The sequence below is a fragment of the Streptomyces sp. NPDC054047 genome, assembly GCF_055585065.1.
The window spans coordinates 210,228-227,110 of record NZ_JBVJKV010000008.1 but is presented as its reverse complement, the minus strand read 5'-3'; the positions used below and the strand labels follow the sequence as shown (position 1 = coordinate 227,110).

Annotated in this window: 17 protein-coding genes; 9 read left to right on the top strand and 8 right to left on the bottom strand. The window is 69.6% G+C overall.

The genetic code is table 11. The annotated features are described in order from the left end of the window. The first annotated feature begins 81 nt into the window (after positions 1-81). Positions 82-672 (top strand): N-acetylmuramoyl-L-alanine amidase, encoded by a 591-nt coding sequence (locus ACZ6ZP_RS27685; RefSeq protein WP_351163711.1) that lies wholly within the window; start codon positions 82-84, stop codon positions 670-672. 145 nt (positions 673-817) lie between these two features. Then, positions 818-1,756 carry a 1-aminocyclopropane-1-carboxylate deaminase/D-cysteine desulfhydrase gene (locus ACZ6ZP_RS27680; RefSeq protein ID WP_361464326.1) on the top strand — a complete coding sequence of 313 codons (939 nt, stop codon included), beginning with the start codon at positions 818-820 and terminating at the stop codon, positions 1,754-1,756. Here the strand turns inward: ACZ6ZP_RS27680 and ACZ6ZP_RS27675 are convergent. Continuing rightward, on the bottom strand, positions 1,735-3,333 hold the full coding sequence (locus tag ACZ6ZP_RS27675; protein ID WP_351163707.1) for a Na+/H+ antiporter: 1,599 nt from the start codon (positions 3,331-3,333) through the stop codon (positions 1,735-1,737). The genes ACZ6ZP_RS27680 and ACZ6ZP_RS27675 overlap by 22 nt on opposite strands. A 46-nt stretch (positions 3,334-3,379) precedes the next feature. Here ACZ6ZP_RS27675 and ACZ6ZP_RS27670 point away from each other — a divergent pair, with 46 nt between their 5' ends. From ACZ6ZP_RS27670 to ACZ6ZP_RS27660, 3 genes are all read left to right on the top strand, one after another. After that, entirely contained in the window at positions 3,380-3,640 is a 261-nt protein-coding gene (locus tag ACZ6ZP_RS27670; protein WP_351163704.1) for a UBP-type zinc finger domain-containing protein, read from the top strand. Positions 3,641-3,887: 247 nt separating this feature from the next. Further along, positions 3,888-4,301 (top strand): ATP-binding protein, encoded by a 414-nt coding sequence (locus tag ACZ6ZP_RS27665; RefSeq protein WP_030780840.1) that lies wholly within the window; start codon positions 3,888-3,890, stop codon positions 4,299-4,301. Then, entirely contained in the window at positions 4,298-5,362 is a 1,065-nt protein-coding gene (locus ACZ6ZP_RS27660) for an RNA polymerase sigma factor SigF (protein WP_351163701.1), read from the top strand. The genes ACZ6ZP_RS27665 and ACZ6ZP_RS27660 overlap by 4 nt, the downstream gene beginning before the upstream one ends. A gap of 57 nt (positions 5,363-5,419) precedes the next feature. Here ACZ6ZP_RS27660 and ACZ6ZP_RS27655 read toward each other — a convergent pair whose 3' ends face one another. Beyond that, positions 5,420-5,872 carry a hypothetical protein gene (locus ACZ6ZP_RS27655; RefSeq protein ID WP_469408760.1) on the bottom strand — a complete coding sequence of 151 codons (453 nt, stop codon included), beginning with the start codon at positions 5,870-5,872 and terminating at the stop codon, positions 5,420-5,422. A 92-nt stretch (positions 5,873-5,964) separates the two neighbouring features. Between ACZ6ZP_RS27655 and ACZ6ZP_RS27650 the strand changes: the two genes are divergently transcribed. Both ACZ6ZP_RS27650 and ACZ6ZP_RS27645 read left to right on the top strand, forming a co-directional pair. Then, the gene (locus tag ACZ6ZP_RS27650; RefSeq protein ID WP_361464334.1) at positions 5,965-6,933 is read left to right on the top strand and encodes a diacylglycerol/lipid kinase family protein; all 969 of its coding nucleotides are present in this window, start codon (positions 5,965-5,967) and stop codon (positions 6,931-6,933) included. A gap of 318 nt (positions 6,934-7,251) precedes the next feature. Beyond that, positions 7,252-7,509 (top strand): WhiB family transcriptional regulator, encoded by a 258-nt coding sequence (locus ACZ6ZP_RS27645; RefSeq protein ID WP_016639615.1) that lies wholly within the window; start codon positions 7,252-7,254, stop codon positions 7,507-7,509. Positions 7,510-7,708: 199 nt separating this feature from the next. Here the strand turns inward: ACZ6ZP_RS27645 and ACZ6ZP_RS27640 are convergent, their stop codons facing one another. Together ACZ6ZP_RS27640 and ACZ6ZP_RS27635 are read right to left on the bottom strand one after the other, a co-directional pair. Beyond that, the gene (locus ACZ6ZP_RS27640) at positions 7,709-9,175 is read right to left on the bottom strand and encodes a sensor histidine kinase (protein WP_361464533.1); all 1,467 of its coding nucleotides are present in this window, start codon (positions 9,173-9,175) and stop codon (positions 7,709-7,711) included. A 325-nt stretch (positions 9,176-9,500) separates the two neighbouring features. Then, complete coding sequence (locus ACZ6ZP_RS27635; RefSeq protein WP_469408759.1) at positions 9,501-10,097, bottom strand: TetR/AcrR family transcriptional regulator; 597 nt, start codon at positions 10,095-10,097, stop codon at positions 9,501-9,503. Between the two features lie 92 nt (positions 10,098-10,189). Here ACZ6ZP_RS27635 and ACZ6ZP_RS27630 point away from each other — a divergent pair, with 92 nt between their 5' ends. Further along, positions 10,190-10,936 (top strand): SDR family oxidoreductase, encoded by a 747-nt coding sequence (locus ACZ6ZP_RS27630; protein ID WP_351163692.1) that lies wholly within the window; start codon positions 10,190-10,192, stop codon positions 10,934-10,936. A 253-nt stretch (positions 10,937-11,189) separates the two neighbouring features. Next, positions 11,190-11,975, top strand: a complete 786-nt coding sequence (gene nagB, locus ACZ6ZP_RS27625) for a glucosamine-6-phosphate deaminase (RefSeq protein WP_351163690.1) — start codon at positions 11,190-11,192, stop codon at positions 11,973-11,975. A gap of 159 nt (positions 11,976-12,134) precedes the next feature. Here nagB and ACZ6ZP_RS27620 read toward each other — a convergent pair whose 3' ends face one another. The 4 genes from ACZ6ZP_RS27620 to ACZ6ZP_RS27605 all read right to left on the bottom strand — a co-directional run bounded on the left by ACZ6ZP_RS27620 (position 12,135) and on the right by ACZ6ZP_RS27605 (position 16,843). Continuing rightward, positions 12,135-13,628 (bottom strand): glycoside hydrolase family 3 protein, encoded by a 1,494-nt coding sequence (locus tag ACZ6ZP_RS27620; protein ID WP_469408757.1) that lies wholly within the window; start codon positions 13,626-13,628, stop codon positions 12,135-12,137. A 7-nt stretch (positions 13,629-13,635) separates the two neighbouring features. After that, positions 13,636-14,442: a carbohydrate ABC transporter permease gene (locus tag ACZ6ZP_RS27615; RefSeq protein WP_351164024.1), complete on the bottom strand. Its 807-nt coding sequence runs from the start codon at positions 14,440-14,442 to the stop codon at positions 13,636-13,638. 38 nt (positions 14,443-14,480) lie between these two features. Further along, a complete protein-coding gene (locus ACZ6ZP_RS27610) occupies positions 14,481-15,461 on the bottom strand; it encodes a carbohydrate ABC transporter permease (protein WP_351163686.1) in 981 nt (326 codons plus the stop codon). A 107-nt stretch (positions 15,462-15,568) separates the two neighbouring features. Next, a complete protein-coding gene (locus ACZ6ZP_RS27605) occupies positions 15,569-16,843 on the bottom strand; it encodes an extracellular solute-binding protein (protein WP_469408756.1) in 1,275 nt (424 codons plus the stop codon). Positions 16,844-16,883: the final 40 nt, after the last annotated feature.

Genomic DNA, 16,883 nt, shown 5'->3' with positions numbered 1-16,883 from the left:
CGGGCACCGTGGTTCGGGTAGAAGCGGGCTTACAAGACGGTTCGCGGCCGGCGGCCGTCGTGCTCCGCAAAGGAGTCGGCCATGGCCCCACCCATGTCCGCGAGCAGTTTCCTCGACGCGCTCAAGGACGAAGGGGTGACGGTCGTCGAAGTCGGCGACTGGCGTCACCACAACCGCAACCACAAGGGGCCGTGGGGGCCCGTGCACGGCGTGATGATCCACCACACGGTCACATCCGGCAGCGAGCGGACGGTGGAGCTCTGCCGCAAGGGGCATCCCTCACTGCCCGGCCCGCTCTGTCACGGCGTCATCACCAAGGACGGCCGCGTCCACCTCGTCGGGTACGGCCGCGCCAACCACGCGGGCATGGGCGACGACGACGTCCTGCGCGCGGTCATCGCCGAGAAGGCGCTCCCGCCGGACAACGAGGCGAACACCGACGGAAACCGCTACTTCTACGGCTTCGAGTGCGAGAACCTCGGCGACGGCGACGACCCCTGGCCCGACGCACAGCTGGACGCGATCGAACGGGTCTCGGCGGCCATCTGCCGCCACCACGGCTGGACCCAGCGCTCGGTCATCGGCCACCTGGAATGGCAGCCGGGCAAGGTGGATCCCCGCGGCTTCACCATGAAGACCATGCGGGAGCGCATCGAAGAACGCCTCAAGTAGACCGGTGACAGCCCCGGTCGAGCACGCCTCGGTCTAGGACGCCTCGGTCGAGCACGCCCTGGCCAGGCCCGCCCCGGCCAGGAGCGCCCTCGGGCCGGCAGATCGCGGCCGTGCCCGCCGGCCCGGTGCCGGGCAGAATGGCGGGGTGAGCACCACCCCGCCGACCACCCCGCGCCCCCGGCTCCCGTCCCCGCTCCAAGAGCTCCGGGACGACCGGTTCGCGCGGCACGGCGTCACCCTCACCCTCAAGCGGGACGACCTGATCCACCCGGACCTGCCGGGCAACAAGTACCGCAAGCTCTCACTGAACCTGGACGCCGCCGTCGCAGCGGGCCACGAGGCCCTGCTGACCTTCGGCGGCGCCTACTCCAACCACCTCAGGGCGACCGCCGCGGCGGGCCGCCTCCTCGGCATGGACACCATCGGCGTCGTCCGCGGCGACGAACTGGCCGAGCGCCCCCTGAACCCGTCGCTGACGCAATGCGCGGCCGACGGAATGCGCCTGCACTTCATCGACCGCTCGACGTACCGCAGGAAGACCGACCCGGAGGTCCTGGCCGCCCTCCTGCGCGCGACCGGCGCCGAAAACCCCTACGTCATCCCCGAAGGGGGCAGCAACTCCCTGGCCGTACAGGGCTGCACGGCCCTGGGCCAGGAACTGCGCGGCCGCACCCACACGGCGGCCGTGGCCTGCGGCACCGGCGGCACCCTCGCCGGAATGGCCGCGGGCCTGGCCCCGGGCCAGCACGCACTGGGCATACCCGTGCTCAAGGGCGGCTTCCTCGGCCCCGAGATACAGGCGCTGCAACAGCGGGCCTTCGGCGCCCCCACGGCCAACTGGCACCTGGACGAGCGCTTCCACTTCGGCGGCTACGCCCGCACGCCTCCTGAACTCACCGCGTTCGCAAACGACTTCGAGGACCGGCACGGCCTCCCCGTGGAGCGCGTCTACGTGGCCAAGCTCCTCTACGCGCTGACGGCCCTCTCCGAAGAGGGCGGGTTTCCCCCCGGCACCGAGGTCACGGCGGTGATCACCGCCGTGGACCCGGCGGCCCCGCCGGCTCAGTCCTCGACCTCCCGATAGGCCGCCGCCTCCTCCAGGTCCAGCTTCCGCAGCAGCGTCCGCATCATCTCGTCGTCGATGCGGCGCTCGTCCCGCATCGTCACGAACACCTCGCGCTCCGCGGCGATCGCCTCCCGGGCGAGCCTGCGGTAGGTGTCGTCCACGGATTCCCCCGTCACCGGGTTGGCCTGACCGAGCCGCTCCCACACGGAGTTGCGCCGCCGCTCCAGGACCGTGCGCAGGCGGTCCTGGAGGGGCTGCGGGAGGCGATTGCGCTCGTCCTCCATGAGTTCGTCCACCCGGCGCTCCGCGGCCTGCGAGGCGGCGTTCTGCGCCTGCGCCTCCGCGAGCGTCTCCGCCTGGGTGTCACGCCCCGGCAGCTTCAGGACCCGGATCAGCCACGGCAGCGAGAGCCCCTGCACGACCAACGTGCCGATCACCGTGGTGAAGGTCAGGAACAGGACCAGGTTGCGCGCGGGGAAGGGCTCCCCGTCGTCCATGACGAGCGGGATCGAGAAGGCGATCGCCAGCGACACCACGCCGCGCATCCCGGCCCAGCTGACGATCAGCGGCCGCCGCCAGTCCATGTCGCTCTCGCGCTCCTTGATGCGCGTCGACAGGATCCGCGGCAGGTAGGTGGCCGGGTACGACCACACGAAGCGCGCGAGCACCACGAAGAAGAAGACCCCCAGGGCGTACCCGGCCGCCTGCATGCCGCTGTACTCGCCGAGCCCCTCGATCACGAGCGGCAGCTGGAGGCCGATGAGCGCGAAGACCGCCGACTCCAGGATGAACGCGACCACCTTCCACACGGCGGCCTCCTGGAGCCGCGTCTCGAAGTCGACCTCCCAGGCGCGGTGCCCCAGGAAGAGGGCGACGACGACCACGGCCAGCACTCCGGAGGCACCGACCTGCTCGGCGGCCGCGTACGCGACGAAGGGGATCAGCAAGGAGAGGGTGTTCTGCAGCATCGCCTCCTTCAGGTGCCGGCGCAGCCAGTGGAGCGGCACCATGAGGACCAGTCCGACGCCGACCCCGCCGACCGCGGCCACCAGGAACTCCCAGATCCCGCCCGCCCAGCTCGCGCCCTCGCCGACCGCCGCCGCCAGGGCGACCTTGTAGGCGGTGATCGCCGTCGCGTCGTTCACCAGCGACTCGCCCTGCAGGATCGTGGTGATCCGCGGCGGCAGCCCCACCTTCCGCGCGATGGCCGTGGCCGCCACCGCGTCCGGCGGCGCGATCACCGCGCCGAGCACCAGCGCCGCGGTCAGCGGCAGATCGGGGATCAGCAGATAGGCGAGCCAGCCGACGGCGACGGTGGCGAACAGCGTGTACCCGACCGACAGCAGCGCCACGGGTCTGATGTTGGCGCGCAGATCGAGGTACGAGCTCTCCAGGGCCGCGGTGTGCAGCAGGGGCGGCAGGATCAGCGGCAGCACGATGTGCGGGTCCAGGTGGTAGTCCGGGACCCCGGGCACGTACGCGGCGACGAGCCCCACCGCGACGAGCAGCAGCGGTGCGGGCACCGGCGTCCAGCGAGCGGCTCCGGCCACCGCGGCACTCGCCGCGATCAGCGCCACCAGGGGCAATACGTCCATCGGTCAGGTCCTCCGCGCCGCGCGTTCCCGTCGTAACCTGGCAATCATGAACGAGTGCCCGCATGTCGCAGCGCTGCCTGACCCCGAGCCCGCGCCGCTGAGCGAAACCTGCACGGAGTGCCTCGCGGTCGGCAGTCACCCGGTGCAACTGCGGCTCTGCCTGGACTGCGGGCATGTGGGCTGCTGCGACTCCTCGCCCTTCCGGCACGCGACGGCCCACTTCAAGGACACCGGACACGCGGTCATGAGGACCTTCGAACCGGGCGAGAGCTGGCGTTGGTGCTTCGTGGACGGTTCGATCGTCTGAGGCCTGGGTACGTCAACCCGACGCCCGTACTCTCCAATTGGGACCGTGAGACCCCTAGCCACTCTCCGTACCCTTAGGCTTACTATGAGTGACAGCAACGGAGCGGGGTCCCCGGGACACGGAACTGGGGAGCGCGGTAGCGTCACCGCATAACTACGTGGTGCGTTACCCGTGTGACGCAGTCCGGACCGCCGCTGGACGGCGGACCTGGAGCCCCGAAAGTGCTTGTACCACCTTGGAGGTGAGGGTGTCCCAGATCGCAGGCGAGCCCGGAAATCAGGACTTCGTCGAGGTCCGCCTTCCGGCTGCGGGTGCCTACCTGTCGGTGCTGCGTACGGCCACGGCCGGCCTCGCGGCGCGTTTGGACTTCACTCTCGACGAGATCGAGGACCTCCGCATCGCGGTCGACGAGGCCTGCGCGATCCTGCTCCAGCAGGCCGTGCCCGGTTCGGTGCTCAGCTGCGTCTTCCGCCTCGTCGACGACTCCCTGGAGGTGACCGTCTCGGCGCCGACCACCGACGGCCGGGCCCCGGAGCGGGACACCTTCGCCTGGACTGTGCTGTCCGCCCTCGCGGGTCAGGTCGACTCCACCGTGGCCGAGGACAACACCGTCTCGATCAGCCTCTACAAGAAGCGCGGCGCGGGACCCGGGCCGGCGTGAGGGACGGGGAGGGGCCGGTGCGGGAGGAAGAGCGCGGCACACGAGGTCTGCCCGGTGGTCGGGGAGGTACACCGACGCGGGGGCGCGAGGCTCCGGTGGAGCCGGCCCTCACGGGCATCCCCGAGCAGCAGGCCAGGCCGCACCCGGAGGACTCGGAGCAGCCGGGTCCGTCGACTGTGGCTGATGCGTCGGAGCAGGCAGAGCCGACCGCCCAGGAGGAGCGCGCCAAGCCCTCCGCCCGGGGCGGCGCGCAACGGGCGGGATACATGAGCGAACACGGTGAGCAGCAGCACACCCGGCACAATCCGCAGGACCGCAGCGGTGCACGCGCGATGTTCATCGAGCTGCGCGAGCTGGAGGGCGGCAGCCCCGAGTACGCGGAGCTGCGCAACAAGCTGGTCCGCATGCACCTGCCGCTCGTCGAGCACCTGGCCCGCCGCTTCCGCAACCGCGGCGAGCCCCTTGACGACCTGACGCAGGTCGCCACCATCGGCCTGATCAAGTCGGTTGACCGCTTCGACCCGGAGCGCGGCGTGGAGTTCTCCACGTACGCGACACCCACGGTCGTCGGCGAGATCAAGCGCCACTTCCGCGACAAGGGCTGGGCGGTCCGCGTCCCGCGGCGCCTCCAGGAGCTCAGGCTCGCCCTGACCACGGCGACCGCCGAGCTGTCCCAGCTGCACGGCCGCTCGCCCACGGTGCACGAGCTCGCCCAGAAGCTGGCCATCTCCGAAGAGGAGGTCCTGGAGGGCCTGGAGTCGGCCAACGCGTACTCCACGCTGTCCCTGGACGTCCCGGACACGGACGACGAGTCCCCGGCGGTCGCGGACACCCTGGGCTCGGAGGACGAGGCCCTGGAGGGCGTCGAGTACAGGGAGTCGCTCAAGCCGCTCCTGGAAGACCTCCCACCGCGCGAGAAGCGCATCCTGCTGCTGCGGTTCTTCGGCAACATGACGCAGTCGCAGATCGCACAGGAAGTCGGCATCTCCCAGATGCACGTCTCCCGGCTCCTCGCCCGCACACTCGCGCAGCTGCGCGAGAAGCTCCTCGTCGAGGAGTGACGAAGGAGCAGGCCGCCCCTCCGGGTCTGCTCCTTCGGGACGTCTCGTACGGGACGGCTACTTCACGTCGTCCTGTACGTTCCCCGGGCCCCTGATGCCGAGGGCCTCGGTCGTGGCGGGATTGACCAGCAGGACGAGCGCGGCCACCGCGACCACCGCGAGCGCGATGCCCGCCGGGATGGCCATGCTGTCGGCCTGCAGCAGCTGCCAGGCCACCGGAAGCGCCATGATCTGCGTGATGATGGCGGGCCCCCGGCTCCAGCCGCGGCGCAGGAGCAGACCGCGGGCGGCGAGCAGGGGCAGGAGCGCGAGGACGATCAGCGTGACGCCGCCCGTCGTGGCCTGTTCCGGGTTGTCGGGGTCACCCGCGAGGCCCATCACGAGCATGTAGACACCGGCGGCGATGAGTGCGACGCCCTCCAGCGCGGCAAGGGCCGCGGCGGCCGTCAGACGTCCGGGACGCGGGCCTGATTCCGGGGCTTCGGGGGTGGGTTTCCGCTCAGTACTCACCCTTGCAGGGTAGCTGTGCGTGTCCGCGCTCCGGGCCCCGGTCCGCACCCTCGGTCTAGGCCGGGTAAAGACCGCTAGGTACTCTGCTTCGCATGCGTGCACTCCTTGTGGTCAACCCAGCGGCAACCACCACCAGCGCGCGCACGCGTGACGTACTGATCCACGCGCTGGCGAGCGAGATGAAACTCGAGGCGGTCACCACCGAGTACCGCGGCCACGCCCGCGACCTCGGCAGACAGGCCGCGGAGAGCAAGGACATCGAGCTGGTCGTCGCCCTCGGCGGGGACGGCACGGTCAACGAGGTCGTCAACGGCCTGCTGCACAACGGACCCGCCCCCGAGCGGCTGCCCCGCCTCGCGGTCGTGCCCGGCGGCTCCACCAATGTCTTCGCGCGCGCCCTCGGTCTGCCCAACGACGCCGTGGAGGCGACCGGCGCGCTGCTGGACGCGCTGCGTGAGGGAAGCGAACGCACAGTGAGCCTCGGACAGGTGTCCGGCACCCCCGGCACCGAGGACGAAGCCGTCCCCGCCCGCTGGTTCACGTTCGCCGCCGGATTCGGTTTCGACGCCGGAGTGGTGGGCCGAGTCGAACAGCAGAGGGAGCGCGGGAAGCGGTCCACCCATGCGCTGTATTTGCGCCAGGTGTTCCGTCAGTTCCTCGACGAGCCGCACCGCAGGCACGGAATGATCACGCTGGAACGGGCCGGCGAGGACCCGGTGACCGACCTCGTGCTCTCCATAGTCTGCAACACCTCTCCCTACACCTACCTGGGCAATCGCCCGATGTACGCGTCACCGCAGGCCTCCTTCGACACGGGCCTGGACGTGCTCGGACTGAAGAAGCTCTCCACCACCGCGGTGGCCCGTTACGGGACTCAGCTCCTGACGTCGACGCCCGATCGCGGACCCCACGGCAAGCACGCGGTTACGCTCCATGACCTCACCGACTTCACCTTGCATTCGAAGGTGCCGCTCCCCCTTCAGATGGACGGTGACCACTTGGGGCTGCGGACGAGCGTGACGTTCACAGGCGTACGCCGTGCACTGCGTGTGATTGTGTGAGTAGAAGGGCCCAAAGTCCTTTCACTCGAACGTTTAGGCCAGGGTCCACCCCATGGAAGTACGGCTGTGACCCAGCCGACACTGAGGAATCAAAAAAAACTTGCCGGAAGGGGTTGTATCCGCCGCCGAGGTTTGCGAATCTCTACATGGCGATCGGGACGGCCCGCAACATCGGCCCCACAGAAAGCCAGAACCCCCTCCTCAACGCATAGGACATCGTCGCGTTTGTGACGAAAGTCCCTTCCGTCGTCGAGGGATTCGTGAAAGCGTTCACATTCACAAGCAACCTGCATGTAATACCAAGGAGAGGTAGCAGCCATGGACTGGCGTCACAACGCCGTTTGCCGCGAGGAAGACCCCGAGCTCTTCTTCCCCATCGGCAACACCGGTCCTGCGCTGCTGCAGATCGAGGAAGCCAAGGCCGTCTGCCGCCGCTGCCCCGTCATGGAGCAGTGCCTGCAGTGGGCGCTCGAGTCCGGCCAGGACTCCGGCGTCTGGGGTGGCCTCAGCGAGGACGAGCGCCGCGCAATGAAGCGCCGCGCCGCTCGCAACCGTGCACGCCAGGCCAGCGCCTGACGGTCACGCCCCCTACGAGCCTGAGCCCGGCGGCGCGTACAGCGAGTACGCATCTCCCGCCCCCGAGCCGCAGCCGCGCAGTACCCCCGATGCGCAACGCAACGTGAGCAGTGAGCCCCGGACCAGTTCGGTCCGGGGCTCACTGCTTTCCGTATGCGTATGCGTATGCCGCGCGGCTCCGATCGCCGTACGGCGCACGCTACTTGTCGCCGCGCACCGGGATGTCGAGGACGACCTGCGTGCCGCGCTCCGGTGCCCGCACCATGTCGAACGTGCCGCCCATCTCGCCCTCCACCAGGGTGCGGACGATCTGCAGGCCGAGATTGCCCGAGCGGTGCGGGTCGAAGCCGTCGGGCAGACCGACGCCGTCGTCCTGGACGGTGATGAGGAGACGGCCGTCCTTGCTGGTGCCGCCGCGTACGGCCGAGACCTCGACCGTGCCGGTGTCGCCTTCCTGGAAGCCGTGTTCCAGGGCGTTCTGCAGAACTTCCGTGAGGACCATCGAGAGCGGGGTCGCGACCTCGGCGTCCAGGATGCCGAAGCGTCCGGTGCGCCGGCCGGTGACCTTGCCGGGCGAGATCTCCGCCACCATCGCGAGGACGCGGTCGGCGATCTCGTCGAACTCCACGCGCTCGTCCAGGTTCTGGGAGAGCGTCTCGTGCACGATGGCGATGGAGCCCACGCGGCGTACGGCCTCTTCGAGTGCCTCGCGGCCGGTGGCGGAGTCGATGCGGCGCGCCTGGAGACGGAGGAGCGCGGCGACCGTCTGCAGGTTGTTCTTCACCCGGTGGTGGATCTCCCGGATGGTCGCGTCCTTGGTGATCAACTCCCGCTCTCGACGGCGCAGTTCGGTGACGTCGCGCAGGAGTACGAGCGAGCCGATGCGCGGGCCCTTCGGCTTGAGCGGGATCGCGCGGAGCTGGATCACCCCGTCGCCGCCCTCGATCTCGAACTCGCGGGGCGCCCAGCCGCTGGCGACCTTGCTGAGCGCCTCGTCCACCGGGCCGCGGGACGGGGCGAGTTCGGCGGTCGCCGTGCCGAGGTGGTGACCGACCAGGTCGGCGGCGAGGCCGAGGCGGTGGTAGGCGGAGAGTGCGTTCGGCGACGCGTACTGGACGATGCCGTCGGCGTCGAGGCGGAGCAGACCGTCGCCCACGCGCGGGGAGGCGTCCATGTCGACCTGCTGGCCGGGGAACGGGAAGGACCCGGCGGCGATCATCTGGGCCAGGTCGGACGCCGACTGGAGGTAGGTCAGCTCCAGGCGCGAGGGAGTACGCACCGTGAGCAGGTTCGTGTTGCGCGCGATGACACCCAGGACGCGCCCTTCCCTGCGTACGGGGATGGACTCGACCCGCACCGGCACCTCTTCGCGCCACTCGGGGTCGCCCTCGCGCACGATGCGGCCCTCGTCCAGGGCGGCGTCGAGCAGCGGGCGGCGACCTCGTGGGACGAGGTGGCCGACCATGTCGTCCTGGTAGGAGGTGGGGCCGGTGTTGGGCCGCATCTGCGCCACGGAGACGTAGCGGGTGCCGTCGCGGGTGGGAACCCACAGCACGAGGTCGGCGAAGGAGAGGTCGGAGAGCAGTTGCCACTCCGAGACCAGCAGATGGAGCCACTCGAGATCGGAGTCACCGAGAGCGGTGTGCTGGCGTACGAGGTCGTTCATGGAGGGCACGTGTGCGAGCGTACCTGGCACGTCCGGCGGGTCCGCTCCGGGAGATTCCCGACGAGCCGCGGCGCCAGGGCGGGACCCTCAACCCACCCACGGCACCGCAGCCCTTCAGGAACACGACCACCGGAATGTGCGGTACCGGACGGCCGATCGGAGGATCCGACACGGTCAGGGCAGAGAGTGCCGGTTCCTCGGTCCGCTCTCCTGTGCGGGAAGAGCGGATGCTTTACCAACGCATTGTGGACTAGACCATTAACCTGTGTCTACGCGTCGGCAGATGTTTGTTGTTGTCTCTTCTCTCATTTGTCGCCCAGCGGACTTATACCCCGGGCCACGCCCGCATGGCCAGCTCGGCGACCGATTCCAGCTCCTGACGGGTCGCGCCGTCGCGGGACTGCTGGGACATGCCCTGGAGCACGGCGCCGGTGTAGCGCGCCAGGGCGGGGGCGTCCGTCTCCGGGGGGAGCTCGCCCGTGGCGACGGCCGCCCTGATACGGCTCTCGATGTCCTTGATGTTGGCGTTGCGCCGGTCGCGCAGGCCGGCCTCGACCTCCGGCGTCGCGCAGTTCGTCGCGGCGTAGATGACGAGGCAGCCGCGGGGGTGCCCGGCTTCCGTGTACTTGACCGCGGCTTCGTGCAGCATCCGCGCGACTCCGTCACGGACGGTCGACGCCTGCGCGAAGGCGCGCTCGCCGATGGAGCCGTGCGTCTGCCCGTACAGGACCACGACCTCCTCGAACAGTGACCGCTTGTCACCGAAGGCCGCGTACATGCTGGGGGCGCCGATGCCCATGGCCCGGGTGAGGTCCGTGACCGAGGTCGCCTCGTATCCCTGCTCCCAGAAGGTGCTCAGGGCCTGCTCCAGTGCGGTCTCCCGGTCGAAGGAGCGGGGACGCCCGCGCTGTTTCGTCGCCATGGAGTGAATTGTATAGCGGACGCTAGAAAAACGTCCCAGGGTCGGCTACGGTTCTTTCTGTAGCGACCACTAGAGAAATAGGGGGCGGCTCCATGAGCACGCTTGCGGGGAAGACGGCACTGGTCACGGGCGGCAGCCGCGGCATCGGGCGGGGTATCGCCGAGCGGCTCGGGCGGGACGGCGCGCGGGTCGCCGTGCATTACGGCAGCAATGAGACGGCGGCGAAGGAGACGGTCGCGACGATCGAGGCCGAGGGGGGCTCCGCCTTCGCCTTCGGCACGGAGCTGGGCGTCCCCGGCGACGCCGACGCCCTGTGGACCGAGTTCGACCGGCACGCCGACGGCCTGGACATCCTGGTGAACAACGCGGGGATCGGGCTCTACAGCCAGGTGGGAGAGGTTCAGGAAGCGGATTACGACCGGGTGTTCGCGGTCAATGTGAAGGCACCGTTCTTCATCATCCAGAAGGGCCTGGACCGGCTGCGCGACGGCGGCCGGATCATCAACATCTCCTCGGGCGTCACCCGCATCGCCTTCCCCATCACGATCGGGTACTCGATGACGAAGGGCGCGCTGAACGTCCTGACGCACACCCTGGCGCAGGACCTGGGCCCGCGCGGAATCACGGTCAACGCGGTGGCGCCGGGGATCATCGAGACGGAGATGATGGACGGGATTCCCGAGCAGCAGCGCGCCGGCATGGCCGGTTACTCGACCTTCGACCGCATAGGCCGGCCCGCGGACGTGGCGGACATCGTCACCTTCGTCGCCTCGGACGACGCCCGATGGATCACCGGTCAGTACATCGACGCGACGGGAGGCTCGGCGCTGGGGGTGTGAGGGCGTGCGGGGGCGTGCGGGGGCGAAGCCGCCGCGCGGGGGCCTGCTCGACGGGCGGGGGCGGACTGGAGAGCCCAGCATGGAATGCGGGCGGGTGACGCGGGCGGGCATCCCGGGCGCGGAACGCGGGAACCGAAGCCCGGGAACCTGGGCTCTGACGGGCCAGCTCTGCTAGATTGGTCTATACCACATAGTCCCCCGTGGGTCCTCTCTCCAGACCCGTGAGTCCCCTCTCCAGATCGGCAGGCCCAGCGTGGAAGTTGTCATCGTCCCGGACGCCAAGGCAGGCGGCGAGCTCATCGCGGAGGCCATGGCCGCCTTGGTGCGCCGTAAGCCTGACGCCCTGCTCGGTGTCGCCACCGGATCCACCCCGCTGCCCATCTACGAAGCCCTGGCCGCCAAGGTCGGCTCCGGCGAAGTGGATGCGTCACGGGCGCGGATCTGCCAGCTCGACGAGTACGTGGGGCTGCCCGCCGGGCACCCCGAGTCCTACCGCTCCGTGGTGCTGCGTGAGGTCGTCGAGCCGCTGGGGCTCAGCGAGAAGTCCTTCATGGGGCCCGACGGCAGCGCGCAGGACGTGCAGGCGGCCTGCGAGGCGTACGACCAGGAGCTCGCGGCGGCCGGCGGCGTGGACCTCCAGCTGCTCGGCATCGGCACGGACGGGCACATCGGGTTCAACGAACCGTGTTCCTCGCTCGCCTCGCGCACGCGGATCAAGACGCTGACGGAGCAGACCCGGGTGGACAACGCGCGGTTCTTCGACGGAGACATCGAGCAGGTGCCGCATCACGTGATCACGCAGGGCATCGGGACGATCCTGGAGGCCCGGCACCTGGTGCTGCTCGCCACGGGTGAGGGCAAGGCCGATGCGGTGGCCGCGACGGTGGAGGGGCCGGTGGCCGCGGTGGTACCGGCCTCGGCCCTGCAGTTGCACCGGCATGCGACGGTCGTCGTGGACGAGGCCGCCGCGTCCAAGCTGAAGCTCGGGGAGTACTTCCGGGCCACGTTCGCGGCGAAGCCGGCCTGGCAAGGGCTTTGAGCTGGCCCCTGGGCCTTGGGTGTGAAGGTGCCGGGGCGCCCCCTGCTGGGGGCGCCCCGGCACCTTTTGTCGCGGCCAGATTTGCTTGCGGTCTCACTTGCGGGTGCGTGGGGGCTTGGCGCGCAGTTCCCCGCGCCCCTGACGGGGCTCGCCGCGCCCCTACGCGCCCGTCATCACCTCTGCCGCCGCCAGGCCGCAGACCCTTGCCGCTCCGTGGGTGGCGATGTGCAGGGCGCCCGTCGGGGGTGCCTGGGGGACGCCCATCTCGATCACGATCGTGTCGGGGCGGGCGGTCAGGAGCGTGTTCAGGGACTCCGTCATCCACGCGTGGCGGTGGGCGTCGCGGACGACGGCCACGATCCGCCGCTCCCCCGCCTCGGCCAGCGCCAGCGCACCCGCGTCCGCTCCCGTGAAGCTGCCCGTCTCCGTGCCGGGGAGCAGGCGTTCCAGCTCCGCGGCCACGCCCCACGGGGTCTCGTCGCCCACCGCGATGTTGGCCATCGGCGTGAGGGCGGCGACGTACGGAGCCTCGGTGAGCGGGGCGGCGTACGACTCGCCCCGGGTGACCGTCAGGGCGCGGCGGGCCGCGACCAGGCCGATCTCGGTGCCGGGCGCGCCCCCCGAACGGTCGGCCGCGCCCGGCATCGAGGTCCAGTGGGCCAGCGCCCGCACGCGCGTGGCCGCGTCGGCGAGCCGCTCCTCGGAGAGCTCGCCCGTGCGGACGGCACCGACCAGCGCGTCGCGCAGCCGCAGCACCGTCTCGTCGTCCGCGAGGCCGCCGCCCACGCAGATCGCGTCGGCGCCCGCGGCGATGGCGAGCACGCTGCCGCGCTCGATGCCGTACGTGGCGGAGATGGCCTGCATCTCCATGCCGTCCGTGACGATGAGGCCGTCGAAGCCGAGTTCCTCGCGCAGGATGCCCGTCAGGATGCGGCGCGAGAGCGTCGCCGGGTACTCCGCGTCCAGGGACGGCACCAGGATGTGCGCGCTCATCACCGCACGCGTGCCCGCGGCGATCGCGGCACGGAACGGCGCGAGGTCACGCGCCCGCAGCACCTCGGGGTCCACCCCGATGCGCGGCACGTCATGGTGCGAGTCGACCGCGGTGTCGCCGTGCCCCGGGAAGTGCTTGGTGCAGGCGGCGACGCCCGCGGACTGCAGCCCCTCGACGTACGCGGCGGTGTGCCGGGCCACCAGGAGCGGGTCCGCGCCGAAGGACCGTACGCCGATGACGGGGTTGTCCGGGTTGGAGTTGACGTCGGCGGACGGCGCCCAGTTGAGGTTGACGCCGCACGCGGCGAGCCGGCGGCCCAGCTCGGCCGCCACATCACGGGTCAGGGCCGTGTCGTCGACCGCGCCGAGCGCGTGGTTGCCCGGGAAGGAGGAGCCGGAGCGGACCTCCAGGCGGGTCACGTCACCGCCCTCCTCGTCGATGGCGACCAGGACGTCGTCGCGCTCGGCACGCAACTGTGCCGTCAGCGCGGCCAGTTGTTCGGGCGATGCGATGTTGCGGCCGAACAGGCCGACCGATGCGAGGCCCTCACCGATCCTGCGGAGCAGCCAGTCCGGCGCGCTGGTCCCGACGAAGCCGGGCTGCAGGACGGTCAGGGCGTCGCGGGTCAGGGTGTCGGTGGGGCGGGTGAGTGTCGTCATATGGCAGTTATCCCTTCACGGCACCGTCGGTCAGACCGCTGACGGCCCTGCGCTGCAGGAAGACGAAGAGGACCAGGATCGGGATGGCGAAGAGCGAGGCGGCGGCCATGGTGGCGCCCCAGTCGTCGCCGAAGGCGGTCTGGAAGCCGGAGAGCCACACCGGCAGCGTCTTGGCCTCCGCCTCCTTGTTGAGGACAAGGACGAGCGGGAATTCGTTCCAGGCGGTGATGAATCCGAAGAGCGAGGTTGACATCAGACCCGGCGCGAGCAGCGGAAGGATGACCCGGCGGAACGCCTGCATCCGCGAACAGCCGTCCACCATCGCCGACTCCTCCAGCTCACGCGGCACCGCGGCGACGAAGCCGCGCAGCGTCAGGAGCGTGAAGGGCAGGATCATCACCATGTAGAAGAGCGTGAGCGGAACCAGGCTGTTCAGCATGTCGGCGTCGCGCACGATGATGTAGATCGCGATGACCATGACTTCCCAGGGCGCCATCTGGGCCAGCATGAAGCCGATCACGAAGCCCTTGCGGCCCTTGAACCGCATCCGGGCGAGCGCGAACGCCGACGCGAGGCCGATGATCAGCGAGAAGAGCACGGCGAGCACCGTGACGGTGAGGGAGTTGCCCACCATCGTCCAGAAGTGGTCGGCGTTCACGGCCGTCTTGAAGTGCTCGAACGTCGCCTCGGTCGGGAACCACACCGGGTCCTCGCTGATGATGTCGCCGGTCGGCTTGAAGGCCGTGGCGAACATCCAGTACACCGGGAATACGAAGCCGATGAAGAGTACGACCGCGACCGCGTTGGGCCAGATGCGGCGGACCTTGGACGACCACGACGATGCGGTGCCGTTCACAGCTCGTCCTCCCCTTGCTTGAGCACGATCCGCAGGTAGAAGGAGGTCAGGACCAGCAGGATGACGATGGTGAGCAGCGCGATCGCCGCACCCATGCCGAAGTGCTGGTTGCCCATGCCCTCGATGTAGGCGTAGACGGGCAGGATCTCGGTGAGCCGGTCGGGGCCGCCCTCGTTGAGCGCGAAGACCTGCGCGAACGCCTTGAAGACCCAGATGATCTCCAGGAACGTCGTCGCGAGGAGGAAGGGCTTCAGGTACGGCATCGTGACGTTCGTGAACCGCTTCCACGCGCCGGCGCCGTCCAGTGACGCGGCTTCGTAGAGCTCCTTGGGGATCGTCGTCGTCGCGGCGTACAGGTTGATCGCCACGAACGGGATCGACTGCCAGACGATCAGGACGATGACCACGAAGAAGGTGGAGTACTGGCTGCCCATCCAGTCGTACTCGGCCATCGAGTGCCAGCCGGCCTTGTCCAGGACCCAGTTGACGACGCCGAAGCGCGTCGCGAACAGCCACTGGTAGACGGTCGTCGACGCGATGATCGGCATCGCCCAGGCGAGCACGAGCCCGACCAGGAGCAGTACGCGCATCCGCTTGCCGAGCCGTGCGAGCAGCAGGCCCACCAGGGTGCCGAGCAGCATGATCAGTACGACGTTGACCGCGGTGAACGCGATCGAGCGGCCGGTGACCCGCCAGAAGTCCTCGCCGGTGAGGACCTCCTTGAAGTTGTCGATCCCGTTCCACTCCGTGAGGTGCAGGATGAACTGCCTCATGTTGAGGTTCTGGAACGACAGCATCCCGTTGTTGACCAGCGGCCAGCCGAGGAACACCAGGGTGGCCGCGACCGCGGGGAGCAGTAGCAGGTAGGGGGCGAGCGACCGGGCCCGCTCGCGGGGCTTGCCGGGATCAGCCGGCCGTCCGTCCGTTTTCACGACGTCCGTCGGGCCGGAGGGCGGCCGTTCGGTCTGCACGGTCATGCTCGCCATCTCTTTCGTGGGCATCGCGGAACGCAGCGCTGTGCCGGGGCAGCGGGCCCGGGGGCGAAAGTCACCCCGGGCCCGAAGTCCCCGGCAGGAGCGCGTCCTTACTGCTTCTGCGACAGGCGCTTGTTGAACTCGCCCTCGACCTGCTTGGCGGCGTCGGCGTTCGACTTACCGTTCAGCACCGCGGTCATGTAGTTCTTGATCGGGTTCGGCGGGTTCTCCACCGCGGCCCACTCCGGGATCAGCGGCGTGGTGCCACCGCCGGCAGTGGCGGGGGCCATGGCCTCGGCGGCCGGGTTGCCCTTGAGCTGGGCCTCCAGGGCCTGCTTGTTCGGGATGACGCCGCCTTCCTTGGCGAGCGAGCCCTCGAACTTGTCGTTCAGCGCGATCTTCAGGAACTCCTTGGCGAGCTCCTGCTTCTTGCTGGTCGCGGCGACGGCGAGGTTCGAGCCGCCGAGGAAGACGCCCTCGGGCTTGGCCGCGGTGGCGCCGGGGATCGTGAAGTAGCCGATGTCCTTCTCGATCTTCGGGTTGGCCTTGATCGCGGTCGCGGCCTCCCAGCTCATGCCGATGAAGGCGCCGGTCTTGCCCTTGGCGAAGACCTCGGCCTGCTGCGGGGTGGCCTCGTCCTTGTTCTTGGGGGCCTTGGAGAGGTCCGCGAACTCCTTGTACGTCTTCATGGCCTTGGCGACCTTGGGGTCGTTCAGGTTGGAGACGTACTTGTCGCCGTCCTTCTTGACCAGCTCGGCGCCCTCACCGATGGTCAGGCCGACGAAGTGGTACCAGTTCTGGCCCGGCAGGTAGATCGGCTCGGCGTCCGTCTTGGACTCGATCGTCTTGAGGTTCTTGAGGAACTCGGCGCGGGTCTTGGGCGTCGCCTTGATCCCGGCGTCGGCCCAGACCTTCTTGTTGTAGATCACGACGCGGTTCAGGACGAACCACGGGGCGGCGTACTGCTTGCCGTCCACGACCGAGGACTTATTGATCGACTCGGTCCAGTCGGCGCCGAGCCCTTCCTTGAGGTCGCCGAGCTCGGCGAGGCCGCCGGTCTTGGCGTACGCGGCCGTCTGGGTGTTGCCGATCTCGAAGACGTCCGGCGGGTTCTCCTCGGAGAGGGCCGTGGTCAGCTTCTGCTGGATGCCGTTCCACTGCTGGACCTCGAGGTTCAGCTTGGCGCCGGTCTTCTTCTCGAAGGCGGCCTTGACGTCCTTGGTCCAGCCGTCGGGCGTGGAACCGTCCATCGCCCAGAGCGTCAGGGTCTCCCCCTTGAAGCCGTCCGCCCCGGCGTTCTTGTCGTCCTTGTCGTCGCTGCCACAGGCCGCGATCGAGACCAACATGCCCGCGACACCGATGGCCGCTATGAGCTTGCGCTTCACGTCACCCTCCTCAAGGGATGCCAGTCAACCCCCCACCCGC